Raw genomic sequence first — 12,191 nt, 5'->3', positions numbered from 1 at the left:
TAGGTGGTTACCATGGAGAATCAACAGGGAACTCAACTCATTAATAAGTTTGTGGTTTCATTGACCGATGGTCAGATACTCGGTTATGTAACAGATATTAATGTAGAGATCGACCAAGATCAGTTTTACTTCCTTCTAAAAATCAAACCCCTGGAGAACATAAGCAAGAGCGGTGAACTTCAGCCGGGCATGTTCTCAAGCGAAAAAAAGATAAGAATTAAGCCCACCGACATTGTCAGCGTCGGCTCAGATGTTATAATACTAGGAAATGGACAGGTTCCACCACTAAGGGAAATAGAGAGGCTCCATCATATAGCTTCGGAATACAACAGCCTAGTGAAGGAGCTAGAGCACAAAGAGAAAATTATCGCAGAGCTGAAGGAGGAGAACTCAAAGCTAATTAAGCAAATTGATGAACTTACAAGAGAACTAAAGAGGCTTCAAGTTCTCAAAGAAGACTTTGAACACCTAAAAGAACAGCTTATAAGACAAGAAGGACAGCTTGAAATGGCAAAAGAGTACATAAAGCTCTTGGAAGGACTAAGACATGATATAGACCAGATAAAAGCGGATGTTGAGACCCTCGTTAAGGGATATATTGAAGACGTTGTTAGAAAAATAGTGAACGAGGAATTAAACGCAAGAGGATTAAAGAAAACCCTCCTTTAGCCGAATATCTGGTGACCAAACACGTTGAGCAGTATTTCAATGGCTACGAATATCAAAACTATCGCTATTGCCCCTCTCGGGCTTATTTTTATTGCCCTTGTGTCCTCATCGAAGAATCTCATTAAACCCGCACCGGTTGGGGGTAATGTGGTTTTCTCCTTGGCCATTTTCTCACCTCTTGTTGAGGGGATAAAGTAAGGGGATATAAAAAAGTTTTGATATTAAGCTTCAGCTATCAGGAGTAGTTTCTGATATTGTGTAAGCTTCTATGGATTTAATAAAAGGTTTGTTGCTCTAAGTAAAATTAAATGCCACTTAAATTTTGATTTAATAATGGGAACCCCTAAATACAACAAGAACATTAGTTACAATTGAAAACCCAGCTAGAGAGAGGAATAAGTAGTTGATGTGGAGCATCTTGAAAAGTCCCCAAACAATTCTACCTCTCCCTTGTGTGCTCCCTTGGCACCATAAGATATCTCAGGAAGTTATTTTGGAGGTGTAAGCATTGCCAATGTATATCATAACCCATAAGTGGAACCCCGAAACAGAACTGATAGATGCAATGAAGGAAGCCACCAAATTCTTTGAATCCGTTTTAGTTGATGGTACAAAATTTCCCGACGGAGTAGAATTTTTAGCCAGCTATAACTTCGCTGATGGCGCATACACTGTTTGGAAAGCGCCAAACAAGGAAACACTTGAAAAAATAATGGAAGATTTCCCAGTCTTCAAAAAAGAAGCAGAGATAGTTGAAGTTAGTCAAAGTTACCCACCTACCCCGGATTATGTTGCTAGGGCATGGAAGATGGCTATTGCATTCGCTCATAAGTGAGCCGGTTCTGTTTTTATTTTAATATTTTTACTTTAATTTTCGAAGTTATTCTAGTTCAATCCTACCCGAGACAAGGCTTCTAGTATTAACTTGGCAACCTTAACTCAAATAAAGAAAACCTTTTTAAATGAAGTTGCTTAGCCCATGGTGGACAAGGGGTTTACCCAATGAATCCCGCTAATGAACGTGGAGGTGGGAGGAAATGGCAACATTTAAGCTTGTAATATCAGACCCAAAGAGCGGTATCGCAAAGCAGGTTGAGATTAGTGGAGCCGAAGCAGATAAGTTGATTGGTCTTAAAATAGGGGACGAAATAGAGGCCAAGGAACTGGGACTTAACTTAAGTGAAATCTTTGGAAGCGAAATCCCAGCTGATGTTAAGCTCAAGATAACCGGTGGAACGGATAAGGACGGATTTCCTATGAGACCCGATGTTCACGGGCCAAGAAGAGTTAGAATTCTCCTCTCAAGAGGCCCAGGATTTAGGCCTCAGGAAAAGGGAGAAAGAAGGAAGAAAACCGTCAGGGGCAATACAATAAGCCCTGAAATTGCCCAGATAAACGTTAAAATTGTCTACCCATGAAGATTTCTTCTCCAATTCTTTAATCTTTTGTCTCAATCGATTAATTTAAAAGTCATTGTGGTAAGGTTAATAAGGGAGAATAAACCCTTAATTTTGGAGGCGAGGAAAATGGCAAAGAAGAAGTTTAAGCAGGCTGAAGTCAATATCGGTATGGTTGGTCACGTTGATCACGGTAAGACAACACTAACAAAAGCCCTAACTGGAATTTGGACAGATACGCATAGCGAGGAGCTCAGAAGAGGTATTACAATCAAAATAGGTTTTGCTGATGCTGAAATAAGAAAGTGCCCTAGCTGTGGAAGGTATTCTACTTCTCCAAAATGTCCATATTGTGGAGCCGAAACCGAGTTCGAGAGGAGAGTTTCTTTTATAGATGCTCCAGGACACGAGGCCTTGATGACCACAATGCTGGCTGGAGCTTCCCTTATGGACGGTGCAATTTTAGTCATTGCTGCAAATGAACCATGTCCACGACCTCAAACGAGAGAACACTTAATGGCACTGCAGATAATAGGAAATAAAAACATAATAATCGCTCAAAACAAGATCGAGCTTGTAACGAAGGAGCAGGCAATTGAAAATTATAGACAGATTAAAGAGTTCGTTAAAGATACTGTAGCTGAAAATGCCCCCATAATACCGATATCTGCCCTTCATGGAGCAAACATAGACGTGCTGATAAAAGCCATAGAGGACTTCATCCCAACCCCCAAGAGGGATCCAAACAAACCACCAAAAATGCTTGTTTTGAGAAGTTTCGACGTCAACAAGCCAGGTACTCCCCCAGAAAAGCTCGTAGGTGGAGTTATTGGAGGATCAATTGTCCAAGGAAAGCTCAGAGTTGGGGATGAGATTGAGATAAGGCCTGGAGTTCCGTATGAAGAGCATGGAAGAATAAAGTACGAACCCATAACCACTGAAATAGTTTCCCTTCAAGCAGGAGGAAGGTTCGTAGAGGAAGCGTATCCCGGCGGACTTGTAGGTGTAGGAACTAAGCTTGATCCTTTCTTGACCAAGGGAGACTTAATGGCTGGCAACGTTGTCGGAAAACCAGGCAAGCTTCCACCAGTTTGGGAGGAGCTCAGATTAGAGGTGCACCTCCTAGAGAGAGTCGTTGGAACTGAAGAGGAACTCAAAGTAGAGCCAATAAAGAGAAAAGAGATACTCCTTCTTAACGTAGGAACAGCGAGAACAATGGGTCTCGTAACAGGGTTGAGCAAGGATGAAATCGAGCTCAAGTTGCAAATCCCAATATGTGCAGAGCCTAGAGAGAGAGTTGCAATCAGCAGGCAGGTAGGCTCAAGGTGGAGACTTATCGGTTATGGTTTCATAAGGGAGTGATCTTTTCCCTTTTTTGGTGATTTTATGCGGAAGTGGATTGTTATCCCCGATACAAATTTTCTTTTAATTCCAGGTCAGTTTGGAGTTGATATAGTAAGTGAGCTCCATAGAATTCTCGATGTAAAGTTTGAAATACTCATTCCAAATGTTGTTCTTGAGGAACTTGAGGTAATAGAGCGCAAGGTTAGAGGGAAAGACCTTATTGCTCTCAGAATGGCAAAAAAGCTTGCTGAAAAGTTTAACACTATTGAAATAGGCAAGTTTGGAGAGAAGCCCATAGACCAGCAAATACTTGAGTTTGCATTAAAAACGCCAAACGTAATAGTATGTACTAATGACAAGGCACTAAAAAGAAAACTTCGCGAAAAAGGGATTCCCGTAGTTTATTTGCGACAAAAAAAGATTCTCGAACTTGAAGGCATGCTCCCTTAAAGCAGAGAAAGGTATATAACTACTTTTTATCCTACTTCGGCTTAGGTGTTAAATATGCCCTATGTAGAGAAATTGGAAATGAAGGGATTCAAATCATATGGAAATAGAAAGGTTGTAGTTCCTTTTTCTCGTGGATTCACAGCGATAGTTGGTGCCAATGGAAGTGGTAAAAGCAATATTGGTGATGCTATTCTTTTCGTTCTTGGTGGGCTTTCAGCAAAAGCTATGCGTGCAACAAGGATAAGTGATCTAATATTCGCCGGTACGAGAGAGGAACCCCCGGCTAAATATGCCGAAGTGGCGATATATTTCAACAACGAAGACAGAGGCTTCCCAATAGACGAGGATGAAGTAGTCATAAAGCGACGTGTTTACCCCGATGGGCGGAGCAACTACTGGCTTAACGGAAGGAGAACCAGCAGAAGCGATATCCTCGATTTATTGAGCGCTGCAATGATATCTCCCGATGGCTACAACTTGGTGCTTCAAGGTGACATAACCAAGTTCATTAAAATGAGTCCAACAGAGAGGAGAATGATAATAGACGAAATTTCTGGTGTTGCAGAGTACGATGAAAAGAAAAAGAAAGCCCTTGAAGAGCTGAAACAGGCAGAAGAAAACTTGGCAAGAGTTGACCTGCTGATTAGAGAAGTAAAAACACAGCTTGACAAGCTTGAGAAGGAAAGAAACGATGCTTTAAGGTATCTGGATCTAAAAGAAAAGCTAGAGGTAGCTAAGACGACCTTACTCGTAGGGGAAGTGAAACGCCTTGAAAACCTAATCGCAGAGAGCCAAAAACGTGACGAGGAAATCAAAGAGGAGATCGAAAAGATAAGCAAAAAGCTGGAAGAAATTGCAAAGGAGATAATCGAGAAGGAAAAAACTCTCAACCAAATTGAAAGAGAGCTTGAGGAAAAGAGTGAAGATGGCATTCTCGAAGTAACGAGGAAAATAAGCGATGTTACATCCAAAATAGAGCTGGCGAAGAAGAATATTGAAATAGCGAATAGAGAGATTGAAGAAAGTCAAAGAAGACTCGTGAAAACAAAGGAAGAACTCAAGGCCGTTTCTGAGGAGATAGAAAAAAGCAAGTCCGCAATAGAGAGATGGAAGAAAAGAAAAGAAAAACTTCTCAAAGAAATAGGAGAAAAGGAAAAGGAAAGAAACGAGCTTGTTTTAAAGCTGGCGGAAATAGACAAGAACTTCTCCATAGCCAAGGAGGAGTTTGACAAAGTTGAAAAAGAGCTAGAAGACTCAAAAAAGGAATACTACCTCAAAGAAAACGAAATAGAAAAAATGAAAGATGAAATAGAGAGAATTCGTACAAAGAACGCTCAAAACTCCACAAAAAGGCTGGCACTCAAAGGTAAAATCGAGGAAATCAAAAAGGAGATTGAAGAGAAAAAGTCCGAGTTATCTGAAGTAGAGGGTAAAATGGAAAAAATTGGCAGTAGATTGAGGCACCTTGAGAAAGAGCTCGAAGAAAAGCGGCAAAAGCTGGAAAAAATACTTCCGGAGATCAAGAAGGTAAGTGAAGAACTCATAAAAGCAGAGGCACAGAAAGAAATTAGCGGCAACAGGACACTTGAGGCATTGAAGAAGGCAGACATACCAGGGATTTACGGTTCTTTAGCGGAGCTTATAACGGTCAAGGACGAGAGCTACCTTACTGCGGTTGAAGTTGCCCTTGGCTCCCATGCAGACAACGTTGTTGTTGAAGACGACAGAGTTGCAGAAGAAGCAATAACTTTCCTCAAGAAAAACAAACTTGGCAGGCTTACTTTTCTCCCGTTAAACAAAATAAAGCCACGTAAGCTTGCTGAAACCTCCAAAGGAATTCCAGTTATGGACGTTATTGAATACGACCCCAGGTTCAAAAATGCGGTTTCTTTCGCGGTTGGGGATACGCTTATAGTTAACGACATGGATGAAGCCAGAGAAGTCGGAATTGGAAAAGTTAGGATGGTTACACTTGAGGGGGAGCTCCTAGAGAGAAGTGGAGCGATTGTCGGTGGATATTACAGACCCAAAGCAAAGCTCGGGATAAACACTGATGAGATAAAAAGACGCTTAGAGGCCTTAGAAATGGAAAGAGAATCGCTGGAATCCCAAATAAATGCTCTCAAAGCCGAGCAGAAGGGTCTGGAGAGAGAGCTGTTTGAGCTGAGAATGAAAAAGAGCGACCTTTCAAAGGATCTTCAGGTTCTCCAAAAGGAGATGGACAGACTGCTCAGTGAAGACAATGCACTAAAAGAGGAAATTGAAGAGGGAGAAAAAAGAATAGAAGAGCTCGAAAAATTAATTCACCAAACAAAAGGCAAGCTTGCAAAGCTCAGCGGAAGAATAGAAAGGCTTGAGAGAAAGAGAGAAAAGCTGAGAAAAGCCCTTGACAACCCAGAAGCGAGGGAACTCAACCAGAAGATAAGAGAAGTAGAGCACGAGCTTAGTGCCCTTAGGGAAGAGCTAAGCAAGGTTGAATCAAAGCTTGAAAGTCTTGATATTAGAATCAACGAGGAGCTAATCCCAAGGAAAGCCGACTTAGAAGAAGAGATTGAGGGACTTATAAACAGAATAAATGCCTTCAAAGCGAGCATAAGAAAGAATGAAGAAGACATTGCTCAGCTACAAGAAGAGCTCGAAAAATTACAAGAGGCAGAGAAAGACGTTAAAGAGGAACTTAAACACCTAAGAGACGAAAGAGAGAAGCTGAGAGAAGAAATATCTCAGCTAAGGGGGAAAAAGGAGGAACTCAGAGATACTTTGCAAAAGCTCAGAATCGAGGCAAACTCGCTTAAGATAAGAATTGCTCAATACGAGACTCAGCTCCGTGAGAAGGAAAGAGAGCTCAAGCATCACGATGTTAAGCGCGTTAAAGAAATTCCTCTTGACCTAGAGAAGCTCAAGGAAGAGATAAGTGAGATGGAAGAAGAAATTAGAAAGCTCGAACCTGTTAACATGAAGGCCATTGAGGATTATGAAGTTGTAGAGAGGCGCTATCTGGAACTCAAATCAAAGAGGGAGAGACTTGAAGCAGAAAAGGACAGCATCATCGAGTTCATAAACGAGATAGAGGCGCAGAAGAAGAACGTTTTCATAAGAACTCTGGATGCCATTGCAAAGAACTTTTCGGAACTGTTCGCAAAGCTCTCTCCAGGTGGAGAAGCCAAGTTAATACTCGAAAACCCAGAGGACCCCTTCAGCGGTGGATTGGACATAGAAGCTAAGCCAGCTGGAAAGGAAGTGAAGAGGATAGAGGCTATGAGCGGTGGAGAGAAGGCATTGACGGCATTAGCTTTTGTCTTTGCAATTCAACGCTTTAAGCCAGCTCCGTTCTATCTCTTCGACGAAATTGATGCCCACCTTGATGACGCAAACGTAAAGAGAGTTGCAGATTTGATAAAAGAAGCCTCTAAGGACAGCCAGTTTATAGTGATAACTCTCAGAGACGTGATGATGGCCAACGCAGACAAGATTATAGGGGTATCAATGCGCAACGGAATTTCAAGGGTCGTGAGCCTAAGCCTTGAGAAAGCCATGGAGTATCTGGAGAAGGCAAGGGCAAAGAACGCGGCATCATAGGTGAAGAAAAATGGAGCAACGAAGAGATGAAGAGATAACACCTATTGACATCCTCCTTCAGCTCGTCACCATGGGCAAGGTCGATCCATGGAACATAGACATAGTTGACCTCACAGAAAAGTACATTGAGCGCATTAGGGAGATGCGAGATCTCGATTTAAGAATCTCTGCTAGAGCAATTCTTGCCGCCTCCATTCTTCTTAGAATGAAAACAGAGGCCCTGCTTTACGGGGATGAAGAAGAGGAAGAAGAAAAGGAAGAAAAAAGAATCAGGGTTGACGTAGAACCCTACGTGCCACCGCTTAGAAGAGTTGAGCGCTATTACACCCTCGATGACCTTATTGAAGCCCTCATGGATGCACTAGAAGAGGCAGAGAAGAAAAAGCCGCGGAAGAAAAAGAAGGTTGAAATTGAGGAGGAAATATTCGTTGTTGACGATTTCAGAGTGGACATAGAAAAGCACGTGAACAGACTTTACGCAATAGTCAAAGAGCTCTACGAGGAAACAAAAGATAAGATATCCTTCTGGGAGCTGATATTTGATCCAACTCCCAAAATAATAGCAAGAACGTTCCTCTACTTGCTCTTTTTAGCAAACATGGGAAAGGTCGAGCTTATTCAAGAAGAACCATTTGGAGAAATATTTGTAATTCCAACGTAGTCCCTCTCCCCTCTTTTTGCCGGTCTAAAGGTTATCGCGAGAAGGGGTTCATCTTTTCCGATGTACATGACTTTCTTATCCTTGTTTATGTAGAAGTAGAACTCTCCGTCAGGGATTTCATTTAGAAACTTCTTTGGGGTGGTTCTCTTTACAATCTTTTTATCTCCCCAAAATACGCACTCATAGGTTTCTCCAATATTTTTGATCTCGTTTATAATTTCCGACTTATTGAACCTCTTACACTCGAGCCTAGAGCACACAAGGGATTTTCTCTTGTCAGTAAATATAACGATCTTATCATTGACCTCAATTTTTTCTGCTTCCTTAAGAAAATCCAGAAGGGCTGAGTATATTTTCTCGAGCCGCCTGCTTTTTGAAAGACGTTTGATTATTCTCTCCCTAGCATGGTTCGTAAGCAACATAAGAACACCAAGAAGCGTTGTAAATGGTGCGGGGGGCGGGCTTCGAACCCGCGACCTCCCGGTTTCCCAGGCTCCCCCGAAGGGGAGCAACCCTATGAGCCGGGCGCTCTGACCAGGCTGAGCCACCCCCGCACTTTCGCATATACCTCTTTGCGTTCTATTTTTAAATCTTTCGCCCATCACTAGATGACACTAAGTATGAGTTCAAGGAGCTTTCCATCATTAACAGCTATTATGTTTAGCCTTTCTGTCACATCTAGCCTAAACTTAAGGTTATTTCCCTTGTCGTCGGTTATAATGGCTCCAGCTTCCTTTGCTATTACATAGCTAGCCGCTATATCGGTAGGCCTTACATAGTTCCTTACGTCCGCTACACCATCCAATGAGCCTCTAGCAAGGTAAGCAAGCTCTACTGCTATGGCACCCAAGACTCTTGTTCTCTTAACTTTTTCAGCAAGTTTTATCCCTCTTCCCCTTGTATAGAAGCTTATTGAGATCGAATCCTCTTTTAGAGGTCTAACCTGTATTTTCTTGCCATTCAGATATGCCCCTTCTCCAGGAATTCCCTCATAAACGTTCTTTGTGATGAATTCGTAGAGCATTGCATAAACGGGGTTTTTGTTTTTGAACACTGCAAAGCTGAATCCAAAGATCGGGATGCCGTGGATGAAGTTGAATGAACCATCAAGAGGGTCAACTACAACTGTGTACTCACTTCCCACGTCTATATTTCCCGTCTCCTCACTCACCACGTTTACTCCAAGGGGCTTAAGGTGTTCCAAAACAATATCTTCTGCAATCTTGTCCACAAGTTTGGTTTTGTCTCCACTCGGGCTAAAGCCTACGAACTCTCCGGCTTTTTTTGTCCCAAAGAGAGGCATAATTTCCCGCTCAATATTTTTTGCAAGATTAAGGGCTACCTCATTCCATTCATCCATATCTACACCCCCATAAGCATTCTCAATAGATTTCTTGTCCCCGGAGCAAAGCCGAGGATAAACATTACCATTTTTATAAAGTCCATAAGCTCCCTATCGCTCTCACTTTCCTGAAGCTCCTCCATTAGGTAAAGGGCAATCATCAAGACTGAAAACTTCAAAAGATACATAACCGCGGCAGTCCCCGTAAGGTTCATGAGATACCTCGGTAGCACGTGCTGCTCCCAGTAGCCAAGGAAATCAACACCCACAAACGTTGTCGTTGCATCGTAAAAGTGAGCGTAAAAAAGGTAAGAATTTTCCCTCACGAGCCTTATCCTCTTGGAGAGGAGATACACCGCCGCCAGAGCAAGCGATACAAAGGGAATGAAGTACTTTAAGACCTCGAAGTTAAAGCTTACTTTGTCTAAGTTGAAAAGCAGAAGAAGGAACTCTCCACCGACAAGAGCCCATCCAAAGTAGAGAAATACTTTTCTCCAGTCTTCAAAAAGCCTGTGGGTTATTAAAAGTGCAGAGAACGTTATCGCAAAAACGACGAAATATATGCCCGGTGTAACAGTAAGATAGGTTCTGGGGATTATAGTTGCATCCGTAAGTGCTCTCCCAAAGGCGCCCAAAATCATGTATGGAATTAATGCCCTAAAGAACGCGTTGTCATATTTTATGCCGAGTTTTTTAAGAACCCTATACACGCCAAGGGCCGCCAATCCGAGAATTACTGCATAGGTGAGGGTGTTTACAACGTTGTAGCCCTGATTGTACCTTATTGGGTCTATGAAATATCTCTGAAAAACCTCTCCAATGCTCATTTAATCACCTGAAGTGAGTATCCCGAAATTGGTTAAAACTTTTTCTTCCAATTATTTTTTAAGCTTAAGGGAGAAGAATAGAAAGGTGATTATCATGCACTTAATGGAGCTACCAAGGGAAGTTCTTCTTGGCGAAAATCTCAAAGATAAAGTTAGCCAAGTTGCCAAAAGGCTCAAATTAGGTGAGAGGAGCCTAATTCTTTATGGCCCAAAAACAAAGGAAATTGCTGGAAAAGATGTGGAGAAGCATTTAAAGGAGTCTTTTGATGTAAAGAGTTTGGTAGTAAAAGAAGCTTCAATGAAAGAAGTTGAAAAAGCTCTCAACGTAATAAGAGACGAGAACGTAAACTGGGTTATTGGCGTCGGAGGGGGAAGCATAATAGACGTTGCCAAATTGGCTTCTTTTAAGGCTGACGTCCCATTCATAAGCTTTCCAACCACGGCTTCTCATGACGGCATAGCAAGTGCAAACGCCTCAATAAAGGATCTTGGCACAAAAACATCAATAAAAGCCCGCCCTCCTATAGCGGTCATTGCGGATGTTGAGGTCATAAAGACCGCCCCCTATCGCTATCTTGCGGCGGGAGTGGGAGATACGATAAGCAACCTTACAGCGGTAAAAGATTGGGAGCTCGCCCACAAGATTAAAGGGGAATACTTCAGCGAATACGCCGCTTCACTTTCTCTTATGAGCGCAAAGATGGTTATCAAAAACGCTGATATCATCCGGCTTGGCAATGAGGAAAGTGTGAGAAAAGTTATAAAGGGCTTGATATCCAGCGGTGTAGCAATGAGTATAGCAGGCTCTTCAAGGCCTGCAAGCGGTGCAGAGCACTTATTCAGCCACGCATTAGATGCAATTGCTCCAAAGCCTGCTCTCCATGGAGAACAATGTGGAGTTGGAACGATAATAATGGCATACCTCCACGGCCTTAAGTGGCAGAAAATTAGGGAAACCTTAAAGAAGGTCAGGGCACCTACTAATGCATACGAGTTGGGAATTGATCCAGAGTATATTATTGAGGCATTAACAATAGCCCACACAATCAGACCCGATAGGTATACAATTTTAGGTAAAGACGGCCTCACAAGAGAAGCCGCAGAGAAAGCTGCTAAAATAACAGGTGTAATATGATCATCTTTCACAGGAGGTGTTAAAATGGTAATCACGCTGGTCGGTGAAAAGCTTGCAAAACCGGGAGTAGAGTTTATCTATTACGGGCCTGCAGATCCATGCAAAAGCTGTAGATTGGCAAGAGTCTGCGTAGGGAACCTAGAACCAGGAAGGAGGTACAAAGTCGTAAGGGTCAGAAACATAGAGCACTCGTGTCCCCTTCATGAAGGAAAAGTAAGAGTTGTCGAGGTCGTAGAACCGGCAATCGATGTGGCAGTGGAGCCAAGGATAGCAGTAGTAGGCTCGAAAATAAAGCTGAGCTTTGTAGAGTGCAACGACCCAGAAAAGCAAGACCTCGTTAAGCCGGAAGGCCTTTTTGAGGGCGACCTCGTCAAGATTCTTGAAATTGTTGGAGATTTTGAATGTGAGGGGAAAAAATACAAGATCGTAAGGGTTATCCGGGAAAAAGAATGACTACCTCTTCTTTTCTACTTTTGTGAAAGCTATTACCTCTTCTTCTCGAATAATAAAATTATACTTGCCAAACCTCTCTCAGTCAAAAAAGGAGCATAATCGCAGTTATGATGAGGAAATTTTAGAGGAAAAAATGTTCTCTGAGGATAATTAACATAGAAAGTGGGAAGTTCTAGCAGTTGAGATTACAACAACGAGGAACTAGTAGGTTACTAAGAATTTCTTCCTAGCTGTTTTGGAAGATCTTACGGAGACAACCGTTTGATAATGCAAAGAAATATGAATCTGCTTTTAAGTTTGTGAGGCAGGATTTTATATCCCAAAAGTTGGAGGT

At 42.2% G+C, this 12,191-nt stretch carries 13 protein-coding genes and 1 tRNA gene; 9 read left to right on the top strand and 5 right to left on the bottom strand.

The annotated features are described in order from the left end of the window. Positions 1 to 12: 12 nt before the first annotated feature. Positions 13 to 669, top strand: a complete 657-nt coding sequence (locus NF865_RS09415) for a hypothetical protein (protein ID WP_253304459.1) — start codon at positions 13 to 15, stop codon at positions 667 to 669. On the opposite strand, the gene NF865_RS09410 is transcribed toward NF865_RS09415, so the two are convergent. Beyond that, positions 666 to 836, bottom strand: coding sequence for a preprotein translocase subunit Sec61beta (locus tag NF865_RS09410; RefSeq protein WP_152880575.1), 171 nt, complete (start codon positions 834 to 836; stop codon positions 666 to 668). The genes NF865_RS09415 and NF865_RS09410 overlap by 4 nt on opposite strands. Positions 837 to 1,177: 341 nt before the next feature. On the opposite strand from NF865_RS09410, the gene NF865_RS09405 reads away from it, so the two are divergent. From NF865_RS09405 to NF865_RS09380, 6 genes are all read left to right on the top strand, one after another. Further along, complete coding sequence (locus tag NF865_RS09405) at positions 1,178 to 1,504, top strand: hypothetical protein (protein ID WP_253304458.1); 327 nt, start codon at positions 1,178 to 1,180, stop codon at positions 1,502 to 1,504. Between the two features lie 202 nt (positions 1,505 to 1,706). Further along, positions 1,707 to 2,087, top strand: a complete 381-nt coding sequence (locus tag NF865_RS09400) for a 30S ribosomal protein S6e (RefSeq protein ID WP_253304457.1) — start codon at positions 1,707 to 1,709, stop codon at positions 2,085 to 2,087. 108 nt (positions 2,088 to 2,195) lie between these two features. Beyond that, the gene (gene eif2g, locus NF865_RS09395; RefSeq protein ID WP_253304456.1) at positions 2,196 to 3,428 is read left to right on the top strand and encodes a translation initiation factor IF-2 subunit gamma; all 1,233 of its coding nucleotides are present in this window, start codon (positions 2,196 to 2,198) and stop codon (positions 3,426 to 3,428) included. A gap of 24 nt (positions 3,429 to 3,452) precedes the next feature. Next, positions 3,453 to 3,860 carry a type II toxin-antitoxin system VapC family toxin gene (locus NF865_RS09390; protein WP_253304455.1) on the top strand — a complete coding sequence of 136 codons (408 nt, stop codon included), beginning with the start codon at positions 3,453 to 3,455 and terminating at the stop codon, positions 3,858 to 3,860. A 54-nt stretch (positions 3,861 to 3,914) separates the two neighbouring features. Continuing rightward, positions 3,915 to 7,439, top strand: coding sequence for a chromosome segregation protein SMC (gene smc / locus NF865_RS09385; protein ID WP_253304454.1), 3,525 nt, complete (start codon positions 3,915 to 3,917; stop codon positions 7,437 to 7,439). 10 nt (positions 7,440 to 7,449) lie between these two features. Then, the gene (locus NF865_RS09380) at positions 7,450 to 8,100 is read left to right on the top strand and encodes a segregation and condensation protein A (RefSeq protein WP_253304453.1); all 651 of its coding nucleotides are present in this window, start codon (positions 7,450 to 7,452) and stop codon (positions 8,098 to 8,100) included. Here the strand turns inward: NF865_RS09380 and NF865_RS09375 are convergent. The 4 genes from NF865_RS09375 to NF865_RS09360 all read right to left on the bottom strand — a co-directional run bounded on the left by NF865_RS09375 (position 8,058) and on the right by NF865_RS09360 (position 10,269). Continuing rightward, on the bottom strand, positions 8,058 to 8,522 hold the full coding sequence (locus NF865_RS09375; protein WP_253304452.1) for a hypothetical protein: 465 nt from the start codon (positions 8,520 to 8,522) through the stop codon (positions 8,058 to 8,060). The genes NF865_RS09380 and NF865_RS09375 overlap by 43 nt on opposite strands. A 24-nt stretch (positions 8,523 to 8,546) precedes the next feature. Then, positions 8,547 to 8,654: transfer RNA gene (locus tag NF865_RS09370), tRNA-Met, on the bottom strand. Between the two features lie 50 nt (positions 8,655 to 8,704). Further along, complete coding sequence (locus tag NF865_RS09365; protein WP_253304451.1) at positions 8,705 to 9,460, bottom strand: bifunctional fructose-bisphosphatase/inositol-phosphate phosphatase; 756 nt, start codon at positions 9,458 to 9,460, stop codon at positions 8,705 to 8,707. Between the two features lie 2 nt (positions 9,461 to 9,462). Further along, positions 9,463 to 10,269 (bottom strand): DUF63 family protein, encoded by an 807-nt coding sequence (locus NF865_RS09360; RefSeq protein ID WP_253304450.1) that lies wholly within the window; start codon positions 10,267 to 10,269, stop codon positions 9,463 to 9,465. Between the two features lie 94 nt (positions 10,270 to 10,363). Here NF865_RS09360 and NF865_RS09355 point away from each other — a divergent pair, with 94 nt between their 5' ends. Continuing rightward, on the top strand, positions 10,364 to 11,404 hold the full coding sequence (locus NF865_RS09355) for an NAD(P)-dependent glycerol-1-phosphate dehydrogenase (protein WP_253304449.1): 1,041 nt from the start codon (positions 10,364 to 10,366) through the stop codon (positions 11,402 to 11,404). 24 nt (positions 11,405 to 11,428) lie between these two features. After that, positions 11,429 to 11,857, top strand: coding sequence for a UPF0179 family protein (locus NF865_RS09350; RefSeq protein WP_253304448.1), 429 nt, complete (start codon positions 11,429 to 11,431; stop codon positions 11,855 to 11,857). Positions 11,858 to 12,191 lie beyond the last annotated feature (334 nt).

Origin of the sequence: Thermococcus aggregans (assembly GCF_024022995.1) — an archaeon.
GTDB lineage: Archaea > Methanobacteriota_B > Thermococci > Thermococcales > Thermococcaceae > Thermococcus_A > Thermococcus_A aggregans.
The sequence above is the reverse complement of the archived record's forward strand: the minus strand, read 5'-3'. Positions and strand labels throughout refer to the sequence as shown.

Excerpts from the sequence above, each read along its gene's own strand:
- NF865_RS09380 (WP_253304453.1), top strand. The coding sequence starts at position 7,450 with ATGGAGCAACGAAGAGATGAAGAGATAACACCTATTGACATCCTCCTT.
- NF865_RS09355 (WP_253304449.1), top strand. The coding sequence starts at position 10,364 with ATGCACTTAATGGAGCTACCAAGGGAAGTTCTTCTTGGCGAAAATCTC.
- NF865_RS09375 (WP_253304452.1), bottom strand. The coding sequence starts at position 8,522 with ATGTTGCTTACGAACCATGCTAGGGAGAGAATAATCAAACGTCTTTCA.
- NF865_RS09360 (WP_253304450.1), bottom strand. The coding sequence starts at position 10,269 with ATGAGCATTGGAGAGGTTTTTCAGAGATATTTCATAGACCCAATAAGG.
- NF865_RS09365 (WP_253304451.1), bottom strand. The coding sequence starts at position 9,460 with ATGGATGAATGGAATGAGGTAGCCCTTAATCTTGCAAAAAATATTGAG.
- NF865_RS09400 (WP_253304457.1), top strand. The coding sequence starts at position 1,707 with ATGGCAACATTTAAGCTTGTAATATCAGACCCAAAGAGCGGTATCGCA.
- NF865_RS09410 (WP_152880575.1), bottom strand. The coding sequence starts at position 836 with ATGGCCAAGGAGAAAACCACATTACCCCCAACCGGTGCGGGTTTAATG.
- NF865_RS09350 (WP_253304448.1), top strand. The coding sequence starts at position 11,429 with ATGGTAATCACGCTGGTCGGTGAAAAGCTTGCAAAACCGGGAGTAGAG.
- NF865_RS09390 (WP_253304455.1), top strand. The coding sequence starts at position 3,453 with ATGCGGAAGTGGATTGTTATCCCCGATACAAATTTTCTTTTAATTCCA.
- smc (WP_253304454.1), top strand. The coding sequence starts at position 3,915 with ATGCCCTATGTAGAGAAATTGGAAATGAAGGGATTCAAATCATATGGA.
- NF865_RS09415 (WP_253304459.1), top strand. The coding sequence starts at position 13 with ATGGAGAATCAACAGGGAACTCAACTCATTAATAAGTTTGTGGTTTCA.
- eif2g (WP_253304456.1), top strand. The coding sequence starts at position 2,196 with ATGGCAAAGAAGAAGTTTAAGCAGGCTGAAGTCAATATCGGTATGGTT.